The 26,653-nt window shown below is 65.2% G+C and carries 29 protein-coding genes, 1 tRNA gene and 1 pseudogene; 14 read left to right on the top strand and 17 right to left on the bottom strand.

What is annotated here, in order from left to right; all coding sequences use genetic code 11:
* Nucleotides 1-35: 35 nt before the first annotated feature.
* Genes glmS through citE form a run of 5 tightly spaced genes read left to right on the top strand, consistent with a single transcriptional unit; the run spans nt 36 to nt 5,394 of the window.
* On the top strand, nt 36-476 hold the full coding sequence (gene glmS, locus MUG98_RS06875; protein WP_425601080.1) for a methylaspartate mutase subunit S: 441 nt from the start codon (nt 36-38) through the stop codon (nt 474-476).
* On the top strand, nt 477-1,910 hold the full coding sequence (locus MUG98_RS06870) for a methylaspartate mutase subunit E (RefSeq protein WP_265111397.1): 1,434 nt from the start codon (nt 477-479) through the stop codon (nt 1,908-1,910).
* Nucleotides 1,910-3,238, top strand: a complete 1,329-nt coding sequence (locus tag MUG98_RS06865) for a methylaspartate ammonia-lyase (RefSeq protein WP_265111396.1) — start codon at nt 1,910-1,912, stop codon at nt 3,236-3,238. Before MUG98_RS06870 ends, MUG98_RS06865 begins: the two co-directional genes overlap by 1 nt.
* On the top strand, nt 3,231-4,295 hold the full coding sequence (gene mch, locus MUG98_RS06860; protein WP_265111395.1) for a 2-methylfumaryl-CoA hydratase: 1,065 nt from the start codon (nt 3,231-3,233) through the stop codon (nt 4,293-4,295). The genes MUG98_RS06865 and mch overlap by 8 nt, the downstream gene beginning before the upstream one ends.
* A gap of 55 nt (nt 4,296-4,350) precedes the next feature.
* On the top strand, nt 4,351-5,394 hold the full coding sequence (gene citE, locus MUG98_RS06855; RefSeq protein ID WP_265111394.1) for an L-malyl-CoA/beta-methylmalyl-CoA lyase: 1,044 nt from the start codon (nt 4,351-4,353) through the stop codon (nt 5,392-5,394).
* Between the two features lie 58 nt (nt 5,395-5,452).
* Here the strand turns inward: citE and MUG98_RS06850 are convergent.
* The 3 genes and pseudogenes from MUG98_RS06850 to MUG98_RS06840 all read right to left on the bottom strand — a co-directional run bounded on the left by MUG98_RS06850 (nt 5,453) and on the right by MUG98_RS06840 (nt 7,528).
* Nucleotides 5,453-6,237 (bottom strand): annotated as a pseudogene (locus MUG98_RS06850) (zinc ribbon domain-containing protein).
* A gap of 425 nt (nt 6,238-6,662) precedes the next feature.
* Nucleotides 6,663-6,746 (bottom strand) — tRNA-Ser (locus MUG98_RS06845).
* Nucleotides 6,747-6,787: 41 nt separating this feature from the next.
* Entirely contained in the window at nt 6,788-7,528 is a 741-nt protein-coding gene (locus tag MUG98_RS06840; protein ID WP_265111393.1) for a hypothetical protein, read from the bottom strand.
* A gap of 112 nt (nt 7,529-7,640) precedes the next feature.
* Between MUG98_RS06840 and MUG98_RS06835 the strand changes: the two genes are divergently transcribed.
* Nucleotides 7,641-7,859, top strand: coding sequence for a hypothetical protein (locus MUG98_RS06835; RefSeq protein ID WP_265111392.1), 219 nt, complete (start codon nt 7,641-7,643; stop codon nt 7,857-7,859).
* 45 nt (nt 7,860-7,904) lie between these two features.
* Here MUG98_RS06835 and MUG98_RS06830 read toward each other — a convergent pair whose 3' ends face one another.
* The 5 genes from MUG98_RS06830 to MUG98_RS06810 all read right to left on the bottom strand — a co-directional run bounded on the left by MUG98_RS06830 (nt 7,905) and on the right by MUG98_RS06810 (nt 11,715).
* Nucleotides 7,905-8,567: a uracil-DNA glycosylase gene (locus MUG98_RS06830; protein WP_265111391.1), complete on the bottom strand. Its 663-nt coding sequence runs from the start codon at nt 8,565-8,567 to the stop codon at nt 7,905-7,907.
* A 115-nt stretch (nt 8,568-8,682) separates the two neighbouring features.
* On the bottom strand, nt 8,683-9,657 hold the full coding sequence (locus tag MUG98_RS06825) for a helix-hairpin-helix domain-containing protein (protein ID WP_265111390.1): 975 nt from the start codon (nt 9,655-9,657) through the stop codon (nt 8,683-8,685).
* 369 nt (nt 9,658-10,026) lie between these two features.
* Nucleotides 10,027-10,269, bottom strand: coding sequence for a DUF7976 family protein (locus MUG98_RS06820; RefSeq protein WP_265111389.1), 243 nt, complete (start codon nt 10,267-10,269; stop codon nt 10,027-10,029).
* Nucleotides 10,266-11,342 (bottom strand): Mrp/NBP35 family ATP-binding protein, encoded by a 1,077-nt coding sequence (locus MUG98_RS06815; protein WP_265111388.1) that lies wholly within the window; start codon nt 11,340-11,342, stop codon nt 10,266-10,268. The genes MUG98_RS06820 and MUG98_RS06815 overlap by 4 nt, the downstream gene beginning before the upstream one ends.
* A gap of 52 nt (nt 11,343-11,394) precedes the next feature.
* Nucleotides 11,395-11,715, bottom strand: a complete 321-nt coding sequence (locus MUG98_RS06810; RefSeq protein ID WP_265111387.1) for a DUF7969 family protein — start codon at nt 11,713-11,715, stop codon at nt 11,395-11,397.
* Nucleotides 11,716-11,896: 181 nt separating this feature from the next.
* On the opposite strand from MUG98_RS06810, the gene MUG98_RS06805 reads away from it, so the two are divergent.
* The 4 genes from MUG98_RS06805 (at nt 11,897) to MUG98_RS06790 (ending at nt 14,884) form a co-directional block, all read left to right on the top strand.
* Nucleotides 11,897-12,214 carry a DUF5783 family protein gene (locus MUG98_RS06805; protein WP_265111386.1) on the top strand — a complete coding sequence of 106 codons (318 nt, stop codon included), beginning with the start codon at nt 11,897-11,899 and terminating at the stop codon, nt 12,212-12,214.
* A 93-nt stretch (nt 12,215-12,307) separates the two neighbouring features.
* The gene (locus tag MUG98_RS06800; RefSeq protein ID WP_265111385.1) at nt 12,308-12,520 is read left to right on the top strand and encodes a hypothetical protein; all 213 of its coding nucleotides are present in this window, start codon (nt 12,308-12,310) and stop codon (nt 12,518-12,520) included.
* Nucleotides 12,521-12,586: 66 nt separating this feature from the next.
* Entirely contained in the window at nt 12,587-13,438 is an 852-nt protein-coding gene (locus MUG98_RS06795) for an eIF2B alpha/beta/delta subunit family protein (RefSeq protein ID WP_265111384.1), read from the top strand.
* Between the two features lie 159 nt (nt 13,439-13,597).
* Nucleotides 13,598-14,884 (top strand): TIGR00341 family protein, encoded by a 1,287-nt coding sequence (locus MUG98_RS06790; RefSeq protein WP_265111383.1) that lies wholly within the window; start codon nt 13,598-13,600, stop codon nt 14,882-14,884.
* Between the two features lie 15 nt (nt 14,885-14,899).
* Here MUG98_RS06790 and MUG98_RS06785 read toward each other — a convergent pair whose 3' ends face one another.
* A complete protein-coding gene (locus MUG98_RS06785; RefSeq protein ID WP_265111382.1) occupies nt 14,900-15,598 on the bottom strand; it encodes a ThuA domain-containing protein in 699 nt (232 codons plus the stop codon).
* Nucleotides 15,599-15,881: 283 nt separating this feature from the next.
* On the opposite strand from MUG98_RS06785, the gene MUG98_RS06780 reads away from it, so the two are divergent.
* Nucleotides 15,882-16,994: a Gfo/Idh/MocA family protein gene (locus MUG98_RS06780; protein WP_265111381.1), complete on the top strand. Its 1,113-nt coding sequence runs from the start codon at nt 15,882-15,884 to the stop codon at nt 16,992-16,994.
* Nucleotides 16,995-17,130: 136 nt separating this feature from the next.
* Here the strand turns inward: MUG98_RS06780 and psmB are convergent, their stop codons facing one another.
* Both psmB and MUG98_RS06770 read right to left on the bottom strand, forming a co-directional pair.
* The gene (gene psmB / locus MUG98_RS06775; protein ID WP_265111380.1) at nt 17,131-17,862 is read right to left on the bottom strand and encodes an archaeal proteasome endopeptidase complex subunit beta; all 732 of its coding nucleotides are present in this window, start codon (nt 17,860-17,862) and stop codon (nt 17,131-17,133) included.
* 205 nt (nt 17,863-18,067) lie between these two features.
* Nucleotides 18,068-18,247 carry a hypothetical protein gene (locus MUG98_RS06770; protein ID WP_265111379.1) on the bottom strand — a complete coding sequence of 60 codons (180 nt, stop codon included), beginning with the start codon at nt 18,245-18,247 and terminating at the stop codon, nt 18,068-18,070.
* 308 nt (nt 18,248-18,555) lie between these two features.
* On the opposite strand from MUG98_RS06770, the gene MUG98_RS06765 reads away from it, so the two are divergent.
* Nucleotides 18,556-18,909, top strand: a complete 354-nt coding sequence (locus MUG98_RS06765) for a DUF555 domain-containing protein (RefSeq protein ID WP_265111378.1) — start codon at nt 18,556-18,558, stop codon at nt 18,907-18,909.
* A 58-nt stretch (nt 18,910-18,967) separates the two neighbouring features.
* The gene (locus tag MUG98_RS06760) at nt 18,968-19,507 is read left to right on the top strand and encodes a CBS domain-containing protein (protein ID WP_265111377.1); all 540 of its coding nucleotides are present in this window, start codon (nt 18,968-18,970) and stop codon (nt 19,505-19,507) included.
* A 124-nt stretch (nt 19,508-19,631) separates the two neighbouring features.
* Here MUG98_RS06760 and MUG98_RS06755 read toward each other — a convergent pair whose 3' ends face one another.
* Nucleotides 19,632-20,048: a helix-turn-helix domain-containing protein gene (locus MUG98_RS06755; protein WP_265111376.1), complete on the bottom strand. Its 417-nt coding sequence runs from the start codon at nt 20,046-20,048 to the stop codon at nt 19,632-19,634.
* A 183-nt stretch (nt 20,049-20,231) separates the two neighbouring features.
* Here MUG98_RS06755 and MUG98_RS06750 point away from each other — a divergent pair, with 183 nt between their 5' ends.
* Nucleotides 20,232-20,786, top strand: coding sequence for a DUF8170 family protein (locus tag MUG98_RS06750; protein WP_265111375.1), 555 nt, complete (start codon nt 20,232-20,234; stop codon nt 20,784-20,786).
* A gap of 61 nt (nt 20,787-20,847) precedes the next feature.
* Here MUG98_RS06750 and MUG98_RS06745 read toward each other — a convergent pair whose 3' ends face one another.
* From MUG98_RS06745 to MUG98_RS06725, 5 genes are all read right to left on the bottom strand, one after another.
* Nucleotides 20,848-21,270, bottom strand: coding sequence for a hypothetical protein (locus MUG98_RS06745; RefSeq protein WP_265111374.1), 423 nt, complete (start codon nt 21,268-21,270; stop codon nt 20,848-20,850).
* An 81-nt stretch (nt 21,271-21,351) separates the two neighbouring features.
* On the bottom strand, nt 21,352-21,981 hold the full coding sequence (locus MUG98_RS06740) for a class I SAM-dependent methyltransferase (RefSeq protein WP_265111373.1): 630 nt from the start codon (nt 21,979-21,981) through the stop codon (nt 21,352-21,354).
* 200 nt (nt 21,982-22,181) lie between these two features.
* Complete coding sequence (locus MUG98_RS06735; RefSeq protein WP_265111372.1) at nt 22,182-23,156, bottom strand: aldo/keto reductase; 975 nt, start codon at nt 23,154-23,156, stop codon at nt 22,182-22,184.
* Nucleotides 23,157-23,447: 291 nt separating this feature from the next.
* On the bottom strand, nt 23,448-23,855 hold the full coding sequence (locus MUG98_RS06730; protein WP_265111371.1) for a hypothetical protein: 408 nt from the start codon (nt 23,853-23,855) through the stop codon (nt 23,448-23,450).
* On the bottom strand, nt 23,852-26,284 hold the full coding sequence (locus MUG98_RS06725) for a penicillin acylase family protein (RefSeq protein WP_265111370.1): 2,433 nt from the start codon (nt 26,282-26,284) through the stop codon (nt 23,852-23,854). Before MUG98_RS06725 ends, MUG98_RS06730 begins: the two co-directional genes overlap by 4 nt.
* Between the last annotated feature and the right edge of the window lie 369 nt (nt 26,285-26,653).

Below are 26,653 nucleotides of genomic sequence, written 5' to 3'. Positions count from 1 at the left end.
GGTTTATACGGTGGTCACTCATCGGTACGGGTACGATGTCCCAAACGGTCGTCCTCGGCGTGATCGGCTCCGACGCCCACGTCGTTGGAATCACAATCCTAGAGCAGGCCTTCAGCGCAGCCGGCTTCGACGTCGTCAACCTCGGCGTCCAGACCTCCCAGGAAGAGTTCGCCGAGGCAGCGGTAGCACACGACGCCGAGGCCGTACTCGTCTCGTCGCTGTACGGCCACGCCGAGCAGGACTGTCAGGGATTCCACGAGGTTCTCGAGGATCACGGCGTCGACGCGGTCACGTTCATCGGCGGCAACCTCGCCGTCGGTCAGGACGACTTCGAACAGACCCGACGGACCTTCCGCGAACTCGGATTCGACCGCGTCTTCGACTCCGAGACCGATCCGGAGGACGCGATCGCTGCACTCCGGCAGGACCTCCAGATCAGTCCGACGGAGTCGGAACGTGCTACTATCAACTCCTAAATGATACGAGACGAACGGATTCCATCCGACGAGCTACGGCGTATCGACGAGAAGATCCGATCGAACTGGCCGTCGGGAGCGGACGTCGACTTCGAGGAGGCGATCGAGTACCACGAATCGCTGCCCGACCGCAAGCGATTCGCGGACGTCCTCGAGTCGGCCGACAAGCCGCTCCTGCAGCCCCGGGCCGGCGTTCCCCGGCTCGACGACCAGGTCGAACTCCTCGAGTACCTCCACCGGGAGGGACAGGCGGATCTCCTGCCGACCACGATCGACTCCTACACGCGTGACAACGAGTACGGGAAAGCCCAGGCGGGCCTCGAGAAGGCCCGCGAGACGGGCGAGGATACGCTGAACGGCTTCCCCGCCGTCAACCACGGCGTCGACGGCTGTCGAGAACTGATCGACGCGATCGACGCTCCGATCGAGGTTCGACACGGGACGCCGGACGCTCGACTGCTCGCGGCGATCACGTTCGCCGGCGGCTTCCAGAGCTTCGAGGGCGGGCCGATCTCCTACAACATTCCCTACACGAAGCGCCACGGGCTCGAGGAGACGATCGAAAAGTGGCAGTTCGTCGATCGGCTCGCGGGGGCGTACACCGAACGCGGCGTGCGGATCAACCGCGAGCCGTTCGGCCCGCTGACCGGGACGCTCGTCCCGCCCTCGATCGCGATCGCGATCATGATCGTCGAGGGCCAGCTCGCTGCGACCCAGGGCGTGCGATCGATCACGCTCGGGTACGGGCAGGTCGGCAACGTCGTCCAGGACGTCGCCGCGCTGAACGCCCTGAAGAAACTGGGCACCGAGTACCTCCCCGACGAGGTCGTCGTCACGACCGTCTTCCACGAGTGGATGGGGGGCTTCCCGCCGGACGAGGCCCGCGCCAACGGCGTCATCAGCCTCGGCGGCATGACCGCCGCGATCGCCCGACCGGACAAGGTCATCACCAAATCGCCACAGGAGTTCCAGGGAGTGCCGACCAAGGAGGCCAACGCCGCCGGCCTGCGCACGACGCGGCAGGTCATCGACATGGCGATCGAGCAGGAGATCGACATCGACGGCATCGCGGAGGAACAGGACCTCATCGAGCGCGAGACGCGGTGTCTGATGGACACCATCTTCGAGCACGGCGACGGCGACGTCGTCCGGGGGACGATCGAGGCGTTCGACTCGGGCGCGCTCGACGTGCCCTTCGCCCCCAGCGACAGCGCGAAGGGGGCCGTCCTGCCGGCCCGCGACGACGACGGTCGCGTCCGCATCTTCGAGTGGGCCGACCTCGAGATGGACGACGACATCAAGGAGATCCACAAGGCGCGCCTCTCCCGGCGTGCGGACACGGAGGGCCGCGAACAGTCGTTCCGGATGGTGGCTGACGACGTCGACGCGATCAGCGACGGAAAACTCATCGGTCGACCACAGGGTGACGTCTAATGAAGATCGACTCAGTTCACGCGACGCCCGGCTACTCCGGGTTCTTCTTCGACGACCAGCGCGCGATCAAGCGGGGAGCCGAGCAGGACGGGTTCACCTACGAGGGCGATCCCGTCACCGACGGCTTCGACGAAATACGCCAGGCCGGCGAGACGCTCATCGTGGACGTCGAACTCGCCGACGGCACCGTGGCGCGGGGCGACTGCGCGGCGGTCCAGTACTCCGGTGCCGGCGGGCGCGACCCGCTCTTCCAGGCCGAGGAGTACGAACCCGTCGTCGAGGGGCCGGTCGCCGAGGCACTCGTCGGTCGCGACGCGACCGAGTTTCTCGAGAACGCCGAACTGCTCGAGGACCTCGAGGTCGACGTTCGAGGAAGCGAAGTTTCCTCGAGTCAACCAGAAGCGGATGCTTCTGGTGCTGGTGATCGACTCCACACCGCGATCCGGTACGGCGTCTCGCAGGCGTTGCTGGCCGCGGCCGCGGAAGCCCAGAACACCACGCGCACGGACGTCGTGGTCGACGCGCTCGGAACCGACCCCGCGACGGAACCGGTGCCGGTCTTCGGCCAGTCCGGCGACGATCGGTACACCAACGCCGAGAAGATGTTCGTCAAGGGCGTGCCCGTCCTGCCCCACGCGCTGATCAACAGCGTCGAGAAGATCGGCGAGAACGGCGAGACCCTGCTGGAGTACGTGGAGTGGCTAGTCGACCGCTCCCGGGAACTCGGTCCCGAGGGGTACGAGCCGCGATTCCACATCGACGTCTACGGGATGGTCGGCGAGATCTTCGGCGCACCGTACGATCGCGACGAGGTCGTCGACTACTTTGCCGCGCTGGAGGCGGCGGCCGCCCCGTATCCGATCCAGATCGAGGGGCCGATGGACGTCGGCAACCGCGACGACCAGGTCGATGCGATGGTCGAACTCCGCGAGGGACTCGCCGAGGCGGGCGTCGGCGTCGACATCGTCGCCGACGAGTGGTGTAACACCTTCGAGGACGTGCAGGCGTTCGTCGACGCTGGCGCGGCCGACCTCGTGCAGGTCAAGACGCCCGATCTGGGCGGCATCCACCGTAGCGGACAGGCCGTCCGCTACTGCGAGGGGACCGACACCCGGGCCTACCTCGGCGGCACCTGCAACGAGACGGAAACCTCCGCACGCGCCTGCGCCCACGTCGCGCTCGCGACGGACGCCGCGCAGGTGCTCGCAAAGCCCGGCATGGGCTTCGACGAGGGCTACATGATCGTCGAAAACGAGATGCGACGGACGATCGCCCGCCGCGAGCGGGAACAGACGACCGAGACCGACGAAATTACCGCAGATGACTGATTGGACAGATCCCGACACGTTCGCACAGGCGCTCGAACAGGTCGAGACGAAGGAGAAGGGTAACTGCTTCGAGGACTTCGAAGAGGGCGACCTCATCGAACACGACCCCGGCCTCACGCTCACCCGCTGGGGTAACGAGTCGTGGATGAGCCAGACCCTGAACCACGACCCCGCCTACTGGCGCACCGACGCCGCCGAGGACCGCGGCTTCGAAGAACCGCCGATCCACCCCGACTACCTCACCGCCGCGACGCTGGGCATCACCGTCGAGGACTTAAGCGAGAAGGGGGGTTACTTCCTCGGCCGCACCGGCGTCCGGTTCCCCGGGACGCCGGTCTACGCGGGCACCGAACTCCACGTCGAGAGCGAGGTCGTCGACACGGCCACCTCGAGTTCCCGGCCGGAGTACGGCATCGTCTCCTGGCGCACCCGCGGGACGGACGCCGAGACCGGCGAGGTACTCTGTTCCTACGAGCGCACCAACATGATCCCGCGTCGCGAACCGGTCGCGACGGACGGCAGCGGCGCGACGGCTGCCGAAGGGGACGGTGACGGTCCAAACCTCCCCGACGAGTTCGTCACCCCCAACGGCGGCTACTTCGAGGATTTCGTCGACGCGCTCGACCAGGCGGCGGATCGCGACGCCGCCGTCGCCTACCGTCACGAGCGCGGCCGCACCCAGGACGACGTGACCGTCGCCTCCCTGCCGCTGGCGACGCTCAACACGGCCAAACAGCACCACAACGTCGACGTGATGGCCGACTCGCCGTCGGGCGACATCGTCACCTACGGCGACGTCACCCGATCGACCGCGCTCGGCCACGCCCGATCGGACGAGCGGACGTGGCGCGAGGTCGGCTTCGACGACGAGTCGTTCCACACGTTCGTCGCCGTCGGCGACACCGTCTACGCGTTCACGCGCGTCCTCTCCGCCGAAGAAGACGCCGAGAGCGACCAGGCGGGCACCGTCAGGTTCGAGCACATCGCGTTCAACCAGGACGACGAACCCGTCTATTCGGGCACGCGAACCGCGGAGATTCGAAAGCGTTCTAACTAACACTATCGAACGTTATGAACGACTGTCGACAACTACCGATCCAGACACTCCAGACATGACCGAAGACATCCGACTCTGCCGAACCTTCCAGACCGCACCGGCCGCCGTTCCGAAAGACGACTCGGCGAAGTACCTCCGCTCCGGCCTCGAGGCCGAGGGGTTCCAGGCACCCGACTGGCTCGTCCCCGACATGGAGGACGGCACCGCCCCGAACATGAAGGCCGAGGGCCTGGAGAACACGATCGACCTCGTTCCCGAGTACGAGTTCCCCGGCGAGATCTGGCCTCGTGTCGAGTGGAGCTACGAGGACGACTCCTTCCGCGATCGCGGCCGCGAACAGATCGACCGGCTCGTCGCCGAGATCGGCGACGACATCGAGGGCGTCGTCGTCCCGAAGGTCGGCCGCGTCGAGGACGTGAAACGCGCCGCCGAAGCGGTCGCCGAGGCCGAGGCCGAACACGGCTACGCCGACGGCTCGATCCGCCTCTCGATCATCGTCGAGACCGGCCGCGCTCGATCGGACCTCCGCGAAATCTCGAAATTCGGCGAGAACTCACGGCTCACCGCGCTCGTCTTCGGCCCCGTCGACTACGCCGCGGAACTCGGCGCGCGCGACCTCGGCGACGGTCGCCCCCGCTGGGACGCCCTCCTCGAAGAACTCTCGAACGAGGCCAGCGCCGCCGACCTGCTCGCGATCGGCGGTCCGTTCGACGACCTGTTCAAAGAGCGCGCCGGCCTGACCTACTACAACGCCGACGCCTACGCGGATCAGGTCGAACACGAGGCTCACCTCGGACTCGACGGCTCCTGGTCGCTGTACCCCAAGCAGACGATCCAGGCTAACACGATCCACATGCCGAGCCACGAGGAACTCGAACGTGACGTGGGCAAGATCGAACGGTTCAACGAGGCCAAGGCGGAGGGTACCGGCGCGGTCACCCTCGACGGCCAGATGGTCGACGAGGCCACGTTCAAGGTCTTCCGCAACACGGTCCAGCAGGTCCGCGCGATCGACGAGACTCGACCCGAACAGACCGAAGACTACTACGACGAGGACTTGCTCGATCGCACTCGCGATCTCGAACTGTCCTATACGTGACATCCTCCTCGCCGTAAACGGCGAGGCTTCCCGTACCGCAGGTGGGATATTTGCTGGTCTACGACACGACTTGTTCTCTCGTCTTGAACGTCCCGCTCTCGCGGTCGAACAGGTGTGTCGAGGGCTGTGTCGTTCGAAAGGCGCGAAGCGCCTTTCGTGATGACGAGAGACCTTCGGTCTCTCGAACCACCACACAGCCGTTACTCCTATCCTCGCCGTGAGGACTCGAAGTTATCTTCTGGCGCATATTCTCCGTCCCGTCACAGTCCGGGTTCCCGACCAACCCACACGACGAGCAGACGTACAAGCCCCGTTCCACGCGGTTTGACTTCGTGTCGTCGCCACACGCCGAACACGTCTTCGACGTATCCCACTCGTTTTCTTCAGCACCTCAACGCCACGTATCTCGCCTTTGTACGCGAGGTACTGGTAGATGCGGTCGAACGCCCACGTGTGTAACTTCTTGTTTCCGGTCTTGCCCCAGTCGGACTCACGGACGTTTTCAGGCCAACTCATCGCCAGTGTTTTGCGGTAGCCGGGCGGATTCGCCTCGTCGTCCTCGTGTCGCAGGTCGAACCACGACTGGAAAGCGTCGGAAAGTTCTTCGATGACTTTCTGACTGGATTGTGCGTTCAGGTCTTTCTAGCACGCTTGGTTCTTCATGTACGCTTTCAGCGTTCCTTCATCGGGAATCTCGCCGGTCGCATCCCAGATGCGGGCGGTTGTCCAGCGTGCGACGTTCCAGATTTTCGAGGCGGAGTCGCCGAGCGAGTCAAGGGCATCGCAGACCTGTTGCTGGTTCCGGATGGAACCGACGTAGGTGCGAGTGACCTGAATCGCCATACATAGCCAATGTAGATATTTCTACTTGATGGTGTGGATTGGCGTGGACTATCCAGTCAGCATTCGTCGGTAGTTGCGTAATCGAGTGACGCGATTCACGCCCGCCCTTCAGCCTCGTGTCTCTCGGCTTCAGGACGGGATTCTCTCGCTGTCTAAAGATAGCGCGAGCGGTCGCATTTCTCCGACCGGTGTTAGACGTGAGCAACAGGAGCGAATACCCCGCTGCGCCGACGACGAACGCCCAGGAGTAGCGGGTACGCGATCGATCGTCGGTTGCCGATCGTGCGGCGGCGGTGGGGATGGGATTCGACCCGCGCCCAGACGTGCTCACTACGCTACGCGCGACTGGTCTGATTCAAATCCCAACGTGTCGTTTTCCGCTCACGTGCTCCTCGCTACGCTCGTCGCAGTTGTTCGCGGGAAAACGGTGGGGATGGGATTTGAACCCATGAGGCTTGACAGCCACCTGCTCTCAAGGCAGGCGCGTTAGGCCGCTCTGCCACCCCACCTCACGTCTCCCTTTTCCTCGCGGTCCAAAATGGTTATCGGTCTACTGCCGATCGAGTCCACCCTCACGACCGACGACAAGTCCTAGATCCTCGAGAACTGCAGCCGTGGCCGCGCCGCTCGGCCGATCGGCCCGTGCCCGCGCGTCGAGCATCGCGACCGTCGCACACAGGCCAGGCTCGGACGTGATCGTCGGAAGCATCGGCGCGAAGCCGAGTCCGAGTCCCGCGTCGGCGGTTCGATCGGCAAGCGTCGACAGCGCGGGCGGTTCGTAGGCGTCCGAGAAGTCGATCGGTTCGGCGAACCCGGCGAAGTACGTCCGGCCGCCGGAGGAGGGACCGAGGACCACGTCGTGGCGTCGCAACGACATCGCCGCGCCGTCGAGTTCCGTGCGGGCGACGAGCGGGACGGTCGGCTCCAGAACGCCGACGGTCTGGACCGCCTCGCGTTCGAGCAGGTGCGTGACCGTGTTGCCGATTCTGGCGGCGCGCGTCGAACCGATCTGGCGCTCGAAGCGGACGTCGTCAGTGTCGTCGAGAGCGAACTCCGCCAGTTCCCGGATCTCGCCCTCTGGATCGCCGGCGGCGTCCTCGTCGGGCAGCGTCTCCGCGTCGCGGTAGTTGACCAGCAGATCGCCCCCGCTCCCGGTTGCGGCGCGGAGCACGTCGGTTACCGCCGCTTCGTAGAGGGTAACCGCTTCGGACGCCGTGAGCGGCGTCCGATCGACGAGCGCGGACAGGACGAGTCCTTCCCGGGGCGGATCGACCGGGACGACGATGAGCATACTCCACTCTCGGACGGCGCAGGCCTTGAACGCGGCGCTTCCGGACGGCACAGCCGGTTCGATTCCCGCCGGAAGCGCACGAATTATGATGGTGGGGTCTCCACTGGCGGATATGGATCGCCAAACCAGTTCCGGACTGCTCGCGACGCTCACGGTCGCCTGTCTCGCGATCGTCGGCGTCTGGGGATTCGTCAGTAACTACCTGCTCGGATCGCCCGGCCAGTGGCTCGTCCCGACGGTCGCGACGCTCCTCATCACTGCCGTATTCGTCGGCGCGCTGGCCGTGACCGGTGCCCGATCGAAGCGGTGGCGCGAGAACCCGTACTGGTAGGCAGTCGGACCGACGGCTCCGTTTTTCCGATCGTCCGCGAGATCCTTATCGCTCCCGTCGCCCCTTCGTCTGGCGGTAGTCCGCGGCCATCAGGTCGACGAAGTGCTCGAGCCACGCCTGGGTCTGCGCGTCGGTCTGTTCGTGCGGTTCGACCATCGGGACGAGTTCGAACCCGCGACCGCGGACCGTCGTCGCGTGGACGTCCGGCAGGGAGAGGTCGTCGGCCGGCGTCGTCGTGTACTCGGTGCCGATCTCTTCGAGGGCGCGGTCGCCGACCGGGACCAGGATCTCCGGGTTGATCATGCGGATCTCGGCGTTGAGGTACGGCTCGCAGTTCGCGATTTCTTCGTCGGTCGGTCGCCGATCGGGATCGCGACAGCGGGTGCAGTTCGTCAGGTAGACGTTCTCGACGGCGGGCCGATCGGCGGGCGAGGTGGCGTCACAGAGCCCGAGTCGTTCGAGCATCCGGCGGAGGGTCGTTCCGCCGGGTCGGTCCCCGTCGCCGTCTGCCTCCCCGGCGTCTCGAAGGAAGGGAACGCCGACCGCGTCCGCGCGGGCCGTGGGGCGCTCGCCGACGAACAGGAAGTCCGCGCCGACGTCGCCGTAGCCGTGGACGACCTGCGTGCGCGTCTCACAGAGCGCCGGACAGTTTCGGCACGCCTCGTCCATCCCGTACGGGTTCGTCCGAGTCTGCTGGTTCGCGTCCACAGTCGATTCTCGAGGTAGAGACCCAAAAACGACGCGACTGACTGGCGATTTTCACACGACTCACGAAAGATACCGCCGTCGATCGGGGTTCGAGAATCCCGACGTGGTGCTGCGATTACTCCTGGGACTGCGCCGCGTCGATCCACTGGGTGGCGTTCGCTTCCGAGATTTCCGCAGCCTCGGCGACGATGCTCGCCTGCGCGTCGGCGAGGTCGTTGATCGTCTCGATGCCCGCCTCGGCGAGACGATCCGCGTAGACCTGACCGACGCCTGCGATCGACTGCAGGTTCTCTTCGACGGCTTCGGTCCCGCCTTCGGCTGCGGTTTCGATGGCGTCAGCGGTCTCGGCTGTGACGTCTTCGGTCGCCTCGGCCGCTTCGCCGACGAGGTCCTGGGCGCTTTCCTGGGTCGTTTCGGTGACCGTCTCGGCCCCCTGCTGGGTCGTCTGGACCATCTCTTCGGTTTGCTGCTGGACGGTTTCGGCGGCCTCCTCGGCCTGCCGGACGCCTTCGACGGTCTGCTGTTCGGTCTCCTGTTGCGCTTCGAGGAGCGACTCGGTGGACTCCGCGAGCAGTTCTTTCTGCTGTTCGGTGAGTTCGTCGACCGCTTCGTGCATCCCGATCTCGAACTCGTCCCAGGTCTCTTCGTGGGTCCGTTCGAACTCGTCGAACTGTTGGTCGACGGCCGATCGGACGTCGAATCCGTCTCCGTCGAGCGCCGACTCGAGGGCGTCGAACTGTGCGTGCAGCAGGTGCTGGAACAGTTCGACGGACTGCTCGAACCCCTCGTTCATCAGTTGCTGGGTTTGCTTCGCCCCGTCCTCGAACTGTTTGTCGACGGTCGACCGGACGTCGTGCGCATCTTCGTCGAGGGCCGACTCGACCGCCTCGAGGTGCGCGTCGAAGACCTTTCGGGCGAGTTCGGTCCCCTGGCGCTGTGCGCTTCGCTGGGCCGCGAACCCGTTCTGGAGGAACGTTTCGGCGATGTTCTCCTGGAACTGGAGGCTCTGCTCGAAGAGTTGCTGGCTCTGTTTGATCGACTGGCGCTGCATTTCGAACGTCGTTTCGATCGGTGTAGTTGCGTTGGTCATGGATATCGTTGGATGCAGTGCGAGGCGAGTACCTCGCTGCGTTTCTGTTCGGATGGAGTGGACACAGAGACATAAGTGACACCCTTGCAAGGTACTGAAAGACACTGAATGCCATTAGAAGCCGTCATGGGGTGTGCAGTCCGAGCCGGGGAATTCGATTCGCCACGCCGGTTCGCGAACGGACGCCGCGATAGCCGTTCGAGTCGCCGACCGATCGGCGAAAACCCGGCGGGGTCCGCTCGCACTCCGTCGGGCGGTCGTGCCGGAGTCGTCGCTCGACTCGCTCTCCAATCGACCGAACTGGAGTCGACACTCCCGGTGCTTCGAGTGGCGTCGACGAATCGTCGAAAAACGAGTCAGTACGAGCGCTCAGCGCTCGAGGCCGCCGCGTTCTTTGACCTCGAGGATGAGTTTGACGTTGCGGACGATCTCTTCGGGCGTGGTCTCCTCGTCCGCGTCGTAGAGGTCGCTCGTCCGGTAGAGAATATTCGCGAGCTGTTTGCTCTCGCTGGTCTCCCCGCGGACCTCGTCGGCGATCGTTCGGAGGCGGTCGACTCGTTCCGGATCCGGCTCGAAAGCCTCCTCGCGGTCGGAATTGCCAGCGGCGGTCATCGATCGGGGGAGGCGGCTTCGCTGCGCCTGGTCTGGGAGATGCCACGCCGGTGGACGATCCCGGTGTTGTTGGCGACGTTCTCGGTGATCGTCCGGAACGCGTCACCCGTTGCGGTCTCGTCGTCGAGGACGGTCGGTTTCCCGCCGTCGCCGCCCTCGCGAACGACCGGATCGAGCGGGATCGAGCCGAGGAACGGCAACTCGTGCTCGTCGGCGAACGCCTCCCCGCCGCCGGAGCCGAAGATGTCGTGCTCGCCGCCGCAGTCGGGGCAGACGAACGTCGACATGTTCTCGGCGATGCCGAGCACGACGGTATCGTGTTTGGCGAACATCTCCAGCCCCTTCCGGGCGTCGTCGAGCGCGACGTCCTGTGGCGTCGTGACGATCACCGCGCCGGTGACGGGCATCGTCTGGAGCATCGTCAGCTGTGTGTCGCCGGTTCCCGGCGGGAGGTCGACGACGAGGTAGTCGAGGTGGCCCCACTCGACGTCCTCGGTGAGTTGCGTGATGACCTTGTGGACCATCGGGCCGCGCCAGATGACCGGGTCGTCCTCGCCGGTGAGGAAGGCCATGCTCATCAGCTTCACGCCGTACTTCTCGGGCGGGACGAGCGTCTCGTCCTCGGTCGCCATCGGCGGTTCGTCGGCGTCGACCATCCGCGGGACGTTCGGTCCGTAGACGTCCGCGTCGAAGAGCCCGACGCGCGCGCCCAGTTGCGAGAGGCCCGCCGCGAGGTTCACCGAGACGGTCGACTTGCCGACGCCCCCTTTCCCGGAGGCGACGGCGATCACGTTCTTGACGTTCGGCAGTACCTGTTCCTCGCTTGCGAGGTCGTCCCGATCGGGGATGCTCGCGGAGAGGTCGACCTCGAGGCCCTCTTCGGCGAGCACTTCGCGGACCTCGCCGGCGAGATTCGTCTCCGTGGGCGAGTAGGGTGCCCCGAGCGCGAGGTCGACGTCGACCCGGTCGCCGTCGACGGTAACGTCGTTGACCAGCCCGAGCGAAACGATGTCGTCGCCGAGTTCCGGATCCTCGACCGAGCGGAGGCGGTCGCGAACGGCGGCTTCGTCCATACCGATAGCAGCGTCCCCCCATCGAAAAGGATTGTGTTCGCTCCGGGTTGCACTACGCGTCGAAGTCGAACCGCGGGCCGCCGTAGGTCGGCGGGTTCGGATCGAGTTCGACCCCCTGCTCGTAACGGACGAAGTTCAGGTAGAACGGCCGCCCACAGCCCTCGATCGGCTCCCCGTCGAGATCGGTGACGGGATCCTCGCCGCAGACGAACGAGATTCCGTCGGCCGACTCGAGGTCGGCGTCGTCCGGCCTCGCGTACTCCCAGCCCGGCTGGGAGACCTTCGTGACCGATCGGTCCGCGAGGTCTGGCGCGCGCTCGACGCTGACGACGGCCCCGCAGTGCGGACAGGTGTACCGGACAGTGACGGTCATCGGCGGCTCTAGGGTCGTCGTGGATGTAAGCCTGCGGGCTTCGGCTGCTTCGGCTTCGTCAATCGAGGCCGCGGGCGATCGGAACCCTGCGACGCTCGAACCGCCGCGTCGCTCGAAAAGCCACGGCGTGCACGGCGAGACGTGCCGAGCCGTTTACCCGTCGGCGCACCAACGAACCCTCATGACCGAGTTCGATCCCGAGACGTTCGAGGAGAAGTACGTCCATTACTTCGAGGAACTCGAAGAAGCCTACTCGAACGCCTACGACCAGCTACACGGCAGGTACGACTCGGAGGTGCTCCGCGCGATCGATCGACGGGTGTTGAGCGAGAGCGAACCCTATTACGAGGGAGACGGCGAGTTCCGGGTCGAACTCCCCGACGACCCCGCCGATCGCGTCCCGGCGATCGCCGATCACGATCAGTTCGACGTCGTTCTGGACGAGTTCGTCGATCGGATCGAACGCGAGTTGCAACGGATCTTCGGGTTCGAACGGTAAGGATCGGCCCGTTCGTTGGCGACGGGATTCCAGCGACGCTACCAGTCGGATTCCCGACGACATCGTTTTGATCGTCGCTCACTGAACGTCCGTATGGATACGGACGGCCTTCTCGAACTCGCCGGTCACTACCTCGTGGTGTTGATACTCGTGATGGTCACGCTCACGCTCCTGGACGTGGTCGTTGCCGACCCGAGTTTCTGGATCGAACTGGGTCTCGTCGTCGTCGTCGCGTTCGCGTATCGTCCGATCGTGCTCCGGCTCGGCGTCGCACCCGATCGGTGGGAACGCCAGCAGCGCCAGTAGCACCGCGTCACCCCTCGGCTGACACTACCCGGAACACCTTTGCCGCTGACGGGAATTCGTGCAGGTATGATCGACGAGACGGTCGAGGAGATCCAGGACATGCAGACCCACAGCTCCTCGGTAGTTGCGATCAACGCGACGCGCGCCCTCGAGGAACTGGTCGACCGCGAGTTCGCCACCGTCGAGGAGTTCGAGCGGGCGCTCGAGCGCAACGGCTCCGTACTCCGGCGAGCCAACCCCTCCCACGCGGCGTTGCAGAACGCCGTCCGGGCGGTCGTCGACGAGGTCACCGCGGCAGAGGCCGACACCGTCGAGGAGGCCAAGCGACTCACCAGCGAGTCGATCGATGCCGTGGTTTCGAAAGTCGAGTCGGGCAAGCGCCGGGCAGCCGAGAACGCCGTCCCCCATCTCGAGGACGGAGCGACGCTACTGACCCACGACTACTCCTCGACGGTGCTCGAGGCGCTCGAACAGGCGGTCGACGCAGGGAAGACCTTCGACGTCTACATCACGGAGGCCCGACCGCGGTACATCGGGCGCAAGACCGCCCGATCGCTCGCCGACCTCGAGGGCGTCGACCCGACGCTGATCACCGACAGCGCGAACGGGCTCTACCTCGCGAAGTGTGACCGGGTCGTCGTCGGGATGGACTGTATCGTCGACGACACCCTGTACAACCGCGTCGGAACGTTCCCCATCGCGGCGACCGCGGCCCAGCTAGACGTCCCCGTCACCGTCCTCGGCGCGGCGTCGAAACTCGTCAGCGAGGGGTTCGTCTTCGAGAACGAGTTCCGATCGGGCAGCGAGGTCATGCCGGAGCCAGCGGACGGGTTCGCGGTCGAGAATCCCGCCTACGACGCCACGCCGGTCTCGCTACTCGAGAGCGTCATCACGGACGAGGGACGACAGGAGTTCTGAAACCGAGGCTTGCGCACGAGAACGGACGCCTCGCGTTCGCCGGTAGAGCGGACGCCCCGCGTTCGTCTGTGGAGCGATCGTCCTAACAGGTACACGACGCCCTGACAGTCATCCTTCGTGTGACGACATCCTATCCCCCGTTCCGTCGTAGGGTGTGCTATGCGTCTGGTACAGGTATTCGTGCCACACGGCGATCTGGAACTCGTTCTCGAGACGGCAACGGCGATGGGCGTCGATTACGCCGTCTCCGAGCAAACGAGTCGCGGGGAGTTCGAGGCGCTCGTCTCGATCCCGGTCCCGCCGGCCGCCGTCGAGCCGTTTCTCTCGGAGCTTCGAGCCGCTGGCCTCCACGAGGACTCGTATACGGTCGTCACGGCCGCGGAAACGATCGTCTCGGACCGAACGGCGGATCTGACCGGCGAGTTCACTGGCACCAGGATCTCCCGGGAGGAACTTCAGGCGCGGGCGGCGGATCTCGCACCCGCTGCGTCGACCTACTTCGTGCTGCTCGTGGTGAGTACTGCCATCGCGACGGCCGGACTGTTGCTCGACTCCGCGGCGACGATCATCGGTGCGATGGTCGTCGCCCCGTTGATGGGGCCCGCACTCGCCGCGAGCGTCGGCGTCGTCGTGGACGACGACGAACTCGCGACGCGGGGTGTCGTCCTTCAGGTGGTCGGACTCGTGGTCGCAGTCGCGACCGCGGCAGGGATCGGCTGGGTGCTCAGGGGGACGGTGTTGCTCCCGCCGGGGTTCGACATCACGACGGTCCCCCAGATCACCGAGCGGACCACGCCGAGCGTCCTCGCGCTATTTCTCGCTCTCGGTTCCGGCGTGGCCGGCGTCGTCAGTCTCGTCCGTAACGTCGGATCGGTCCTCGTCGGCGTCGCCATCGCGGTGGCACTCGTGCCGCCCGCTGCCACCGCCGGACTCGGTATCGCCTGGGGCCACCCGACTGTCGTCGTCACCGCCGGTACGCTCGTGCTGGTCAACCTGCTCTCGATCAACCTCACCGCGCTGATCTTGCTGTGGCTCTCTGGCTATCGTCCGCACCGATCGGACCGAATCGACCACGTCTACGGCCGGTTGCGCTCGCGAGTCGTCGTGCTCCTCGTCGCGATCGCGGTGCTGTCGGTCGTTCTCGGCGGCGTCACCTACGGAACCTACCGGACGGCGGCGGTCGAACACGACGTCCAGACCGAACTCGAGGCGATGAACGACGACCCCGCCTTCGATGACCTTCGGTTTCGGGAAGTCGGCGTCGACTACGAACTCGTGGACGTTTTTACCGGCAGCCAACCGTCGGTGACTCTGGTCGTCGAACGCCCGCCCGGCGAGCAAGAACCCGACGATTTCGCCGATCGCGTGCGCGAGCGACTGGAATCGGCGACCGGCGTCGACCTCGAGGTCACCGTCGAACTGGTCGACACGCAGCGAAGCGGGTGAGAATCGGAAGACGGGTCACTCCCGTTCGCCGAACGATCGCGGCGCGCCTTCGACGGGACTCGCCCACTCGACGGCGTTGTCGAGCACCTGCTGGATCGCCTCGTCGTCGTAGATCGGGTAGGTCTCGTGGCCCGGTCGGAAGTAGAAGATCCGGCCCTTTCCGCGCCGGTAGCAGCAGCCGCTGCGGAACACCTCGCCGCCCTCGAACCAGCTCGTAAAGACCAGCCGATCGGGCTCGGGGACGTCGAACGGCTCGCCGTACATCTCCGTTTGCGGGAGTTCGATCGATTCGTCTACGCCGTCGGCGATCGGGTGGCCCGGATCGACGACCCACAGCCGTTCCGTACCGCCGTCCTCGCGCCACTGGAGGCTACAGGAGGTGCCCATGAGACGCTTGAAAATCTTCGCGTAGTGGCCCGAGTGGAGCACGAGCAGTCCCATTCCCTCGAGAACCCGCTCGTGGACCCGATCGACGATCTCGTCGCGGACCTCGTCGTGGGCCGTGTGACCCCACCAGCAGAGAACGTCGGTGTCGGAGAGCACGTCCTCGGTGAGTCCGTGCTCCGGGTCGTCGAGCGTCGCCGTCCGAACATCGTGGCCCCGTTCGCCGAGTGCGTCGGCGATCGTCTCGTGAATCCCGTCGGGGTAGACGGCTGCGGCGTCGTCGTCCTCGCGTTCGTGTCGGAACTCGTTCCAGATCGTGACTGCGACCATCGCCGTGTCGTCCGCGCCCGAGATGCTTCAGTCGGCCGGTTGCTCGTCACGACTGGTATGATAAAAATGAACGATTATGATGTTCACCACGCGACTGGATTGAGAAATAGTATCATTCTGGGTGAATGATAACAAGATTGTACAGATTAATCGGTCACAACTCTTATTTCGATCGCCGGCTGTCTACCTGTATGGACTTCTGGAATCGCACGCAAATGACACCGAAACGGCTCGTTTCTCACCACTCAGTCGCGGTTCTTCTCTCTCAATCCGGTGTTTCGCGATGATCGGTGCGGGCATCGGTGTCGGTGTCGTCGGACTCGGCGGGATGGGACACCTCCACGCACGGAGCGTTACGGACCTCGGCGCGGACGTCGTCGCCGGTGCCGACCTCGTCGGCGAACAGCGCGATCGGTTCGGCGACGAGTTCGGCGCGAAAACCTACGAGACCCACGAGAAACTCGTGGTCGACGACGCCGTCGACGCGGTCATCGTCACCACGCCGAACCGGTTTCACGAACCGATCGCCGTCGACGCGCTCGAGGCGGGCCGTCACGTGCTCGTCGAGAAGCCACTCGCGCACAACTTAGAGAGTGCAGAGCGGATCGCAGCGACGGCGGCGCGGACCGACGCCGTCTGCATGGTCGGATTCCACAACCGTCACGCCGCGTCGATGGCGATGTTCGAGGAACAGGACGCGCGCGGACGATTCGGCGACCTCACCCACGTCGAGGCGAACTACGTTCGACGGCGTGGAGTTCCAGGCCCGGGATCGTGGTTCACGGATCCCGACCTGTCCGGCGGCGGTGCGCTGCTGGACATCGGCGTCCACGCGCTCGACCTCGCACTCTACACGCTCGACTTTCCCGAGATCACCGAGGTCTCCGGCGTCACCCGGACGACCTTCGGCACCCGCGAGGACTACGCCGATCCCGACGGTTTCGGCGACAACTGGAACGCCGAAGCGGAGACCTACGAGGTCGACGACTCCGTCAGCGCCTTTATCCGTACGGCGGACGGGCAGACCATCTCGCTCGAGGCCGCGTGGGCGACCAACCGCGAGGAGAGCATGGACTTCCGGATCCGCGGCACCGAGGGCGGTGCGCAGTTCGACATCGGCGACACGGACGTGCGAATATTCGAGACCGGGACCGCCGGCTGTGACCACTACGCCGACGTCTCGCTCAGCGGTGACCCCTCTCTGACCGGGTACACCGAGCAGGACAAGCAGTTCCTCCGGGCCGTCGCCGCAGGTGTGGCCCCCGAGACCAACACGATCGAAGAAGCCCTCACCGTTCAGCGCGTGATCGACGCGATCTACCGATCGAGCGAAACCGGTCGATCGGTCTCGTTCTCGGAACTGCGCCAGGAAGACCGAACTCGAGTCAGACAGTAACGCCTTTTGCGAATCTCGACTGGCGCGTGACGACGCGGAGCCGTCGGTACGGTGTGGTTCGACCGGATCGCGTCGCCCCACCGATCGAACGTCGTCGCTGGTGGGATCGATCGACGAGCGGGAAGGGAAACGCCGATTAGATGACTTCGTCGAAGTCGTGGTGGCCGTGGATGTCGACGCCCTCGTCGGTGATCTCACAGAGGAAGACGCCGTTCCCGGAGCCGGTGTCGCGTTCGGCGGCGGACTTGATGCCGCGGGCGGCGACGGTCGTCGCCTCGTCGTTGGACATGTCCTCTTCGTAGGCCTGTTCGAGGTGACCGTAGGCGAGTTGCATCCCCGACCCGGTGACGGTGTAGTCGTCTTCCATGACGCCGCCGGCGGGGTCGATACTGTAGACGTGACTGCCCTCCGCGTCGACGCCGCCGAGGATCGGGTGGATGGCGAAGAACGGACCGCCGCGGGCGAAGTTCCCGGCGAGCGTCGCGAGCGCGTCCATGCTCATGTCCTCCCCGCGTCGGGACTCGTAGAGGTTGACCTCGGCGCGGAGACTGGAGATGAACGACTGCGCACCGCCGACGCTACCGACCATCGTCAGTGCGCCGGTCGGGTGGATCTGTTCGACCTTCTGGACGTTCTTGTTCGAGACGAACCGGCCGCCGAGGCTGGCGCGCATGTCCGTCGCGATGACGACGCCATCGGCGGTCGAGATGCCGATCGTCGTCGTACCGGTCTTGTTGACGTTGTCGAGATCGGCACGCGTGAGGTCGTTCCGCGGCATCGAGCCAACTTCGGGCTCGTACGGGTTCGGATCGTCGGCCAACTGGTCGACCGTCCGGGAGAAGTCCGAGTCGTGTCTAGGTGTACGCATTGACCGAAAGGTACGGCCGGCACGATATAAAACCCCGGCGGTCACCGCCGGGGTTTCCGCTTTCGCGTGAGACGATCGCATCGCTACTCACGGCGGGAGTAGCCGGCGGTCGCGACGGGTCGTCTATCGCGTACGCGTTGTCTGCGTGCGCGTCGCCGAGACCGGCCGCTGGGCGGTTCGAAAACGACAGAACGGGCGTGTGATCCTAGTCCATCTGTGGCTGTGCGGCTTCGTAGGCCTCACCGACGTTCTCGATGAGCCGGTGGAGTGGCAGTGTGAACCCGACCCGACGGGTGGCGATCGCGAGTGGCATTGCGACGATACCGATCACAATGCACAGCTGGTACAGTGCGAACAGGGTCGCGCGGTACACGCGGGATTTCATCAGCGTTCAGCCGTGGCTCAGACGAGGGCAATATATAAGCCTTCCTGAGTTCAGAGATACATAATGATTGTTAATACAGTATTGGGTCGACGCCCGCTTGCGATTCAACTCCAGTTGGTGAACGGGAAACTGCAGGTGGACTCGGACCGGAATTCGGTTATCCTGACTCGAATCGACCCGCTACTGTCTCGTAACTTATGGGCATTATTCGATTCACGTGCGCACTCCGCCCGCAGCCGGCAGCCTGGGACGATCGGTACATCGACCGGAACCGCAAAGCAGGAAACCCCTCGGACCAACCACGACGTATGGGCAACTATCTCGTCGCGATGGAAGCTGCGTGGCTGGTCCGTGACGTCGAGGAGATCGACGACGCGATCGGCGTCGCCGTCAGCGAGGCCGGCAAACGGCTCAACAGTGAAGACATGGACTACGTGGAGGTCGAAGTCGGTGCGACGGGCTGTCCCGCCTGTGGCGAACCCTTCGACTCCGCCTTTATCGCCGCCGACACCGCGCTCGTCGGACTGGGGCTGGAGATGGAGGTGTTCAACGCCGACAGCGAGGAACACGCCTCCCGGATCGCCAAGAGCGAGGTCGGCGGCGCGCTGCGGGACGTCCCGCTGTCGGTCGTCGAGGTCGTCGAGGCTCCCGACGACGAGTAACGGCGAGGGGGAATCCGGCACCCAAACAACTTTCTATAACCCGTGGTTATTGTGGTGTATGGAACTTCCCACGCCCGCGGACCTCCGCCAGCGCCGGACCGAACTCGGACTGACCCAGAGCGAACTCGCCGACAAGGCCGACGTCTCACAGCCGTTGATCGCCCGGATCGAGGGCGGTGACGTGGATCCACGGCTCTCGACGCTCCGGCGGATCGTCAACGCCCTGGAAAAGGCAGAGAGCGACGTCATCCGCGCCGACGACCTGATGAACGAGGCCGTCGTGAGCGTCTCGCCGGCCGATCCGGTCAGCGAGGCCGCCCAGAAGATGGAAGCGGAGGCTTACTCCCAGTTGGCGGTCATCCAGGACGGGATCCCCGTCGGCTCGATCAGCCAGAGCGACCTCGTTCACCTCGACTCCGAGGCGCGAGACGAATCCGTCGAGGAACACATGAGCGAGAGCTTCCCCACGGTCTCGAAGGACGCGACGCTCGACGAGATCAGCAACCTGCTCGAACACTACAAGGCCGTCATGATCACCGAAGCGGGCGAGACCGTCGGGATTATCACCGAAGCCGACATCGCAGCGCGACTCTCGTAGTCGACCGCCCTCCGATTGCACGCAGCCAGGAGACTGGCCTCTGGTTAGCCACCGATCGATCGAACCGTTCGCGATGTGGATCGAAATCCGCGACGACCGCGCCGGACGGCGGTGAGGAGACCGATCAGGGGTCGTGATCGGGGCGGGGTGCGTTCTCGTACTTGATCATCTTCTCGGGTTTATCGGAAATCGTCTCGTAGATGCGTTGGAGCGTCTCCTCCGTTGCGAGCAGGTTGTGCTTTTCGAGGAACTGCCGTCCCTCGTCGGTCAACCCGTAGAACTTCCACGGGTAGCCCTGCTGGCGTTGGTCGTCCGGGAGCGAAACCTCCTCGACGATGCCGGCGTCGACGAGTTTCTGGACGTGCTTGTAGACTGTCGCGTCGCTCACGCTCGGATTCAGTTGTTCGAGTTCGTACATCGACGGCAGTTGCTCGGGATGCTGGAGAATGTTGTTCACCAGCGCGAACCGCGTCTCCTGGGTCACGAAGTGCAGCAGTTCGCGGTTGGCCGCCCCCTGGGCAGACCCCACGTCGGTACTCATACGAACCCGTATGGAGTCCACCACCAAGTAGTTTACCCCAGAGTAAATTACCCCGAAGTAGTTTACCCTGAAGTAAACAGCTGTGATCGACGGAGATATCGAGGCGTTCGTCCGGGGCCGATCGGATTCGGAAACGGAATCGACTCGGTAACTTCTTTTTCCGGTTGGCGAGAATGATCGCGTATGCCACCCGACGAGGAGCCGGTCCCCGACGAGATCCTGACCAGTGTCAGCGATCGTCTCGAAGCGGAGGAACTCTCGCTCGCGGACAACGAGGCGATCCTCCACTCGCTTTCCGAACTGACTCCCGTCTTCGAGCACGATCGGTCGTACTTCGTGCTCGGAAACTACGATCGGGAGCCGATCCGACGGCTGAACCTCGTCGTCGATCGACTCAATCGGCGTTCGGACGCCTATGCCTTCCTGATGTCGGACGTTCGCGGCGGCTGGGACAACGGCATCCAGAAGTTCTGCCTGATCGCCGACCTCGTCACGCACATCGTCGGCGTCGCCGAGAAAGAACCCAGCGGGTTCCTCGTCGAACAGGGGATGCTCGTGGGCACGGAGGAGTACTTCGAGAAGAGCTACGTCCTCAAACGGGAGTATCCCGACGCCGACGAAGAATACTCGTACGGCTGGATGGAGGACGCTGTCTTCGACCTGCTCGAGTCAGAGGGACGACTGCACGAATGGCGGACCGAGGACGAGCTGGTCGAGACCGTCGAGAAGATTCCGTGAGGGTTCGTCCGTTCGGATCGGCTCCCGATCGGGGGCTGGGAGCACCAGCCACCGCGGACGGTCACCGGGCACCACTGGCGGTGTTTCGTTTCTGGCGGGCCACCGTGTCGACGACCCGCCGGCCGAGGACGAGAAGCGCGAGCGGGACCCCAGCGGCGAGTGTAAAGAGACCACCGGCGAACATGCCAAGATTGCTGGTATAGAGCGTGTGGAGGCTAACGCTCGCCAGCAGGACGGTGACGGCGCTCATAGCACCGACGACGATCGACCAGATATCGAGGCCATCCGTGACCGCGTCGACGAGTACGATGATACCGAGGGCGCCAGGAACGACCAGTTCCGGGCCGACCGGCACGCCGCCGAGCGTCGGTCCCGTTGGATACTCGACCGGGACGTTAGTCACCATTACTGCGGCGACGAGAAGGACGGCCAGTGCGAATGCGGTTTCGACGGCCAGGAGGGGCGATCTGTCGAACGCCGGCATGAATGTAACGTAACAGCACGATGTGAAAAACGTTCCCAACAGTACTCGAATGCGCGCCAGATCGGACAGACGATCGTGGCGCTATCGGGTCGCCTTGATCCCGACGAACGAGCCGTCGCCGTACCCGTCTTCGATCGGTTCGGGGCCGTCGATCTCGTCGAGCCAGTGGAAGATCGTCTGGACGAACTCGAAGTCGGTGAATCCCGCCTTCTCCAGGGCGTCGACGATCTCTTCCGTCGAGACGAACACCGCGTCCCTGTAGAACGGGTTCTGTTCTTTGTTCTCCTGGTAGATTCGGCCGACGGGGCTATTCTTGTCGATGTAGCCGATCACGAGGCGTCCGGAGGGGTCGAGGATCCGATCGGCCTCGGACAACGTTCGAGGAATGTCGTCGACGAAGCAGATCGTCGTCACGATCAGCGCGGTGTCGAACGCGTCGTCCTCGAACGGCAGGTGTTCGGCGACGCCCCTGACGACGTCGACGCCCCGCTCGCGGGCGTACCCGAGCATCGCCCCGGCCGGATCGATCCCGACGTCCATTCCGAGAGGAGCGGCAAACCGTGCACTTCCGACGCCGATCTCGATCCCCCGCCCGGCCGTCGGCAGCAGGCGACGCAGCGCCTCCAGTTCGGACCGGTACGCGTCTTCGTGGTCCTCGAACCAGCCTTCGTATCGATCGGTGTGTTCCTCGAACGGTGCTGCCTTCGGCATGACCGATCGTACGAGACGGAGCCATACGAACGTTCGGTAGGGTTCGATCAGTTGACGCCTCTCGAAAAGAGTTTGACGCCCAGCATCAACAGGACGTCGAGCAGGAGGACGGCGAATATAAGCCCGTATGCGACTGACATTCCACTCCCCGATCGAGAGTGTAACGCGAGTCGAAACGGTGGGACGATTTGCCGCTCGCGTCAGTCGTGGCCCGACACCGGCACCGGTTCGTACGGCTCTTCCAGGTAGGCCACGTCCGACGCCGACAGCGAGATGTCGAGCGCCTCGACGGCCTGCTCTAGGTGTTCGACGCTCGTGGTACCGACGATCGGCGCGTCGACCCAGTCCTTGTGCAACAGCCAGGCGAGCGCGATCTGTGCCATCGTGACGCCCTTGTCGGCGGCGATCGCCGCGACGCGCTCGTTGATCTCTCGACCGCCGCCCTCCCGGTAGGGGTGCTCGTACATGCGTTCCTCCGTCTCGCCGCGGGTCGTCGCGTCGATCTCCTCGTGCGGGCGCGTGAGATACCCCCGCGCCAGCGGCGACCACGGGAGGACCCCGACGCCTTCCTTCTGACAGAGCGGCAGCATCTCCCGCTCTTCTTCGCGATAGACGAGGTTGTAGTGGTTCTGCATCGTCTGGAAGCGATCGAGTCCCAGCCGATCGCTTGCGTGCAAGGCGTCGGCGAACTGGTGGGCCCACATCGACGACGCGCCGAGATAGCGGACGTGTCCCCGCCGAACGGCGTCGTCGAGCGCTCGCAGGGTCGTCTCGATCGGCGTGTCGTCGTCCCAGCGGTGGATCTGGTAGAGGTCGATCGTGTCCATTCCCAGCCGTTCGCGGCTGGCCGCCAGTTCCTGCTCGATCGCCTTCCGGGAGAGTCCGCCCGAGTTCGGGTCGTCCTCTCGCATCTGGAAGTAGCCCTTCGTGGCGACGACCGACTCCTCGCGGTGGCCCTCCAGCGCCTCGCCCAGGATGCGCTCCGATTCCCCCTTCGAGTACATGTTGGCGGTGTCGAAGAAATTGATCCCGAGGTCGATCGCCCGATCGATAATTTCTGCGCTCTCCTCCTCGTCCAGGACCCATTCCCGCCAGTCGCTCGAGCCGAAACTCATACAGCCGAGACAGAGTCGGCTGACTTCCATGCCGGTCTCTCCGAGTGTCGTGTACTCCATAGCAGCGCGTACACGCGACACCGGCAAAACAGTACGTGGCCCGGCAATCGAACCGCGATCCCGACAATTTTTAGTGAGCCGGGTCAGTATTGCCTGCTGACGTATGACGGACGAACACAACGATCGAGACGCGAACCGCAACGACGACAGTGGCATCGTCTCGCGAATCAAGAGCGTGTTCGACCGGGACTGAACGCGCCGGTCATCGGCCGGTTCAGTCACCCCCGTTTTTCGGCCGAACGAACCCGTCTAGCCGCGCCTCTCTCGATCGGTCCGGTCGATCCCGGACGTTCAAACGAGTCCCCTGACAAGCGAACCGAGCAGCGGCAGGCCGAACGCGGCGGCGACGACCAGGTAGACGACCGGTGTCATCCCCGGGACGACTCCCGCGGAGCCTCCGAGCGAGACGGTGAAGACGACGAGGACGAGCATCCCGAAGCCGATCGCGCCGAGGACCGCCCGCCGCAGGGTCGGCGAGACGAGTCCGACGAGTGCCCCTCCGAGGAGCAGGCCGAACCAGTGGAGCCACGAGGCGATCAGTCCGATCCCGACCGCGGCGACGAGTGCGACGGCGTGGGTCCGCGACGTCGTCCGAACGCGATCGAGCGCGTTCGCGGGCGCGGCGTCCGACGGCGGGCGATCGTCCGATCGGCCGTCCCCGTTCGATTCCGACCCGGAATCGGACGCGGACGTACTCACGACGATCCCTCCTCGAAGGCGACCGCCACGTCCGCGTCGTCGTCGATCGATCGGTCCATCGGTTTCTGGTCGTTGTCGAGCCACCGTCCGAACTGGTCGTCGTAGTGGGTCGAGAAGTAGTCCCCGGAGTTGCCGCCGGGGAGGATAGCCGTGGCGTCGCCGCCGGGTTCGACGACCATTCGCCAACTCGACCCGACCGCGGCGTCGACGCGGTAGTTCTTGACGGTAGCCGACGAGCCGTCCGCCGGGCGCTCCTCGTAGTTGAGGAAGGGTGCCTCGCCGCCGAACGGGTGCTGGACGGGCCCCGTCGTGTTCCAGTCGCCGTAGGTCTCCCAGCCCTCGTCGTCGATCTCGTCTATCGCCGCCTCGAGCGCCGCGACCATCGCGTCCGCCCGGGACCGATCGTCGAAGACGGCGCTGTCGTCGGAGAGCGTCGCGAGCACCCAGTCGCGCGGGTAGTAGGACTCGTCCAGTTCGGCGTCCTCGAAGACGGGTTCGAGAACGTAGTCCCGAAAACGGTCGATCCATCGCGCGAACAGGAGGGCCCCCTCGGAGTCGCGGTCCATCCGGTGGTCCCAGTCGTCGAGGGCCTCGGCGGCGTCGTCGATCCTATCAGAGATTTCCTCGCGTGCGTCGATCGCCGCCAGGAGGTCCGCCACGAGCTGGTCCGCTCGGCCGTCCCGGGTGTCGGACTGGACGTCACGGTGGAAGGCGAGATCCGTCGGCTCCCCGTTCTCGATCCGCTCGTCGAGCCGATCGTAGATCCGCGCGCCGCGGTAGGGCGAGGCGTAGGCGACGCCGACGTAGTGTTCCGGATCGTCGACGACGCGCTGGTTGGCCGTCGCGAGGACGTCCGGGTCGATCGCGTGGGGTTTCTCCTCGAAGGGGACGAATCCCTCCCACGAGGACTCGCCGAACGGCGTGAACCCCTCCCACTCGCCTTCGCCCGCGGAGCCGTCGAAGATGCGGTTCCCGGAGACGGCCTCGCCGTCGATCGTCCGGATCGGGAGCTTGCCCGTCGCGTAGTACAGCGTCCGCCCGTCGGCGTCCGCGTAGACGAGGTTCTGGGTCGGCAGGTCGAACTTCCGCGTCGACTCGAGCAGGTCCTCGAGGCCGCCGCTGCGCCCGAACTCGTAGATCGCCTCGGTCGTCCGGGTAGCGGTGTGGCCGGTCCAGGCGACGCCGACCGTCCGCTCTTCGCGTTCGAGCACCGGGCCGTGGACCGTCTTCCTGACGGTGAGCGTCCGATTCTCGCCGTCCGCGACGGCGATCTCTCGGTCTTCGGTCTCGAACTCGCGCCACTCGCCCCGGTAGCGGTAGCGCTCGCCCTCGTCGTCGATCTCGTAGCGGTAGCAGTCGAGTACGTCCGCGCCGACGTTGGTGAACGACCACGTTCCGCGCTCGTTGGCCCCGGTGATCACGAACGGAACGCCCGGAAACGTCGCCCCGCGGATCGACGTCTCGGGCGTCTCGACGTGCTGTTCGTACCACAGCGGCGGCGTCATCAGCGTCAGGTGCGGGTCGTACGCGACGATCGGCGTCCCGCCGTCGGTATGCTCGCCGGAGACGACCCAGCTGTTCGAGCCGACGCCGATCGGGGACTCGAACCCGGAGAGGTAGCCCGTCAAGCCGGCGCCGACCGATCGACGGTCGTCCCCGGTCTCGGTCCCGCCGGATACCCGTTCCGTCGCGGACTCGCTCCCTCCCCCGTTTTCGAGGCGATCCGCGTCGACTGCCTCTCGCAGGATCGGCGTCTCGTGGTCCAGCCGATCGGGATAGAGGTCGTCGGCGACGTCTTCGCCGAGTCGATCGGCGACCAGCGCCCGCCGGAGTTCGCCGAAGTCCCCGGTCAGGTCCCACGAGATCTGTTTCGCCATTAGCATCGAGTCGACCGGCGTCCACTCGCGCGGTTCGTAGTCGAGGAGTTCGAACTCGAGTGACAGCCGTTCGCGCTCCATCGCCGCGTTCACGCCGTCGGCGTAGGCCTCGACGAGCGGGCCCGCCGGCGTCTCGGCGACGGTCCCCCAGGTCGCCTCGGCCGCGCCCGCGAAGTCCATCGCGACGTGGAACTCGTCGTCGGACAGCGTGGCCTCACCCACGATTTCGGAGAGCTGGCCGCGCATGACCCGCCGCTGGAGATCCAGCTGGAAGGGTCGATCGAACGCCTGCACGTACCCGACCGCGAAGTACGCCGCCGATTCGTCGTCGGCCGCGACGTGCGGGACCCCGTACTCGTCGACGCGGACGGTCGCCTCACCGTACGGACTCTCGACGGTCTCCGAGAGGGACCGATCGGCCGCGTCCCAGGCGCGACCCGACAGCGGTGCGAACTGGGCGAGGAGCTCTCGCGCCGAGGAGAGGGTGAGTCCGCCGATGCCGGCGGCGAGCGCGCCCGCGAGCACGCCGCGACGTGTGGTATCGGATGGCACTACAGTACCGATTCGGCGCGCCGCCCTTAATGGCCACGTTGTCAACGGTTTTCGGCGCGAGAGCGGTTTATTCGACCGTCGTGGCGACGCCCGACCCTGGCCGGTTCGCAGCGACTCCGACTCGACCGGCGCGACGCTCTTTCCGACCGCACGGAACGCCCCGACCCCGAACAGCCCGTAGCGACCGAGCAGCAGCCAGTTCGTCGGCATCGCGTAGCCGATCGCGAACTCGGCGATCGTGCTCGCCGGGTGTTCGGGCAGGAGTCGGTGATGAGTGACGACCCCGACGATGCCGACGGAGTAGAACGCACCACGAAGGGCGGCCGTTCGCCGTCGGGTGACGGCACGAACTAACCTTCTGTTAGCTGG

It is taken from the genome of Halosolutus halophilus, assembly GCF_022869805.1.
Classification (GTDB): Archaea; Halobacteriota; Halobacteria; order Halobacteriales; family Natrialbaceae; genus Halosolutus; species Halosolutus halophilus.
Note: the sequence above shows the minus strand (reverse complement) of the source record. Positions and strands in the feature narration are given on the sequence as shown.

Bases quoted from the DNA above. Each gene is read 5' to 3' on its own strand.
- glmS (WP_425601080.1), top strand. From the start codon at position 36: ATGTCCCAAACGGTCGTCCTCGGCGTGATCGGCTCCGACGCCCACGTC.
- MUG98_RS06870 (WP_265111397.1), top strand. From the start codon at position 477: ATGATACGAGACGAACGGATTCCATCCGACGAGCTACGGCGTATCGAC.
- MUG98_RS06865 (WP_265111396.1), top strand. From the start codon at position 1,910: ATGAAGATCGACTCAGTTCACGCGACGCCCGGCTACTCCGGGTTCTTC.
- mch (WP_265111395.1), top strand. From the start codon at position 3,231: ATGACTGATTGGACAGATCCCGACACGTTCGCACAGGCGCTCGAACAG.
- citE (WP_265111394.1), top strand. From the start codon at position 4,351: ATGACCGAAGACATCCGACTCTGCCGAACCTTCCAGACCGCACCGGCC.
- MUG98_RS06840 (WP_265111393.1), bottom strand. From the start codon at position 7,528: ATGCTCATCGTCGTCCCGGTCGATCCGCCCCGGGAAGGACTCGTCCTG.
- MUG98_RS06835 (WP_265111392.1), top strand. From the start codon at position 7,641: ATGGATCGCCAAACCAGTTCCGGACTGCTCGCGACGCTCACGGTCGCC.
- MUG98_RS06825 (WP_265111390.1), bottom strand. From the start codon at position 9,657: ATGACCAACGCAACTACACCGATCGAAACGACGTTCGAAATGCAGCGC.
- MUG98_RS06820 (WP_265111389.1), bottom strand. From the start codon at position 10,269: ATGACCGCCGCTGGCAATTCCGACCGCGAGGAGGCTTTCGAGCCGGAT.
- MUG98_RS06815 (WP_265111388.1), bottom strand. From the start codon at position 11,342: ATGGACGAAGCCGCCGTTCGCGACCGCCTCCGCTCGGTCGAGGATCCG.
- MUG98_RS06810 (WP_265111387.1), bottom strand. From the start codon at position 11,715: ATGACCGTCACTGTCCGGTACACCTGTCCGCACTGCGGGGCCGTCGTC.
- MUG98_RS06805 (WP_265111386.1), top strand. From the start codon at position 11,897: ATGACCGAGTTCGATCCCGAGACGTTCGAGGAGAAGTACGTCCATTAC.
- MUG98_RS06800 (WP_265111385.1), top strand. From the start codon at position 12,308: ATGGATACGGACGGCCTTCTCGAACTCGCCGGTCACTACCTCGTGGTG.
- MUG98_RS06795 (WP_265111384.1), top strand. From the start codon at position 12,587: ATGATCGACGAGACGGTCGAGGAGATCCAGGACATGCAGACCCACAGC.
- MUG98_RS06790 (WP_265111383.1), top strand. From the start codon at position 13,598: ATGCGTCTGGTACAGGTATTCGTGCCACACGGCGATCTGGAACTCGTT.
- MUG98_RS06785 (WP_265111382.1), bottom strand. From the start codon at position 15,598: ATGGTCGCAGTCACGATCTGGAACGAGTTCCGACACGAACGCGAGGAC.
- MUG98_RS06780 (WP_265111381.1), top strand. From the start codon at position 15,882: ATGATCGGTGCGGGCATCGGTGTCGGTGTCGTCGGACTCGGCGGGATG.
- psmB (WP_265111380.1), bottom strand. From the start codon at position 17,862: ATGCGTACACCTAGACACGACTCGGACTTCTCCCGGACGGTCGACCAG.
- MUG98_RS06770 (WP_265111379.1), bottom strand. From the start codon at position 18,247: ATGAAATCCCGCGTGTACCGCGCGACCCTGTTCGCACTGTACCAGCTG.
- MUG98_RS06765 (WP_265111378.1), top strand. From the start codon at position 18,556: ATGGGCAACTATCTCGTCGCGATGGAAGCTGCGTGGCTGGTCCGTGAC.
- MUG98_RS06760 (WP_265111377.1), top strand. From the start codon at position 18,968: ATGGAACTTCCCACGCCCGCGGACCTCCGCCAGCGCCGGACCGAACTC.
- MUG98_RS06755 (WP_265111376.1), bottom strand. From the start codon at position 20,048: ATGAGTACCGACGTGGGGTCTGCCCAGGGGGCGGCCAACCGCGAACTG.
- MUG98_RS06750 (WP_265111375.1), top strand. From the start codon at position 20,232: ATGCCACCCGACGAGGAGCCGGTCCCCGACGAGATCCTGACCAGTGTC.
- MUG98_RS06745 (WP_265111374.1), bottom strand. From the start codon at position 21,270: ATGCCGGCGTTCGACAGATCGCCCCTCCTGGCCGTCGAAACCGCATTC.
- MUG98_RS06740 (WP_265111373.1), bottom strand. From the start codon at position 21,981: ATGCCGAAGGCAGCACCGTTCGAGGAACACACCGATCGATACGAAGGC.
- MUG98_RS06735 (WP_265111372.1), bottom strand. From the start codon at position 23,156: ATGGAGTACACGACACTCGGAGAGACCGGCATGGAAGTCAGCCGACTC.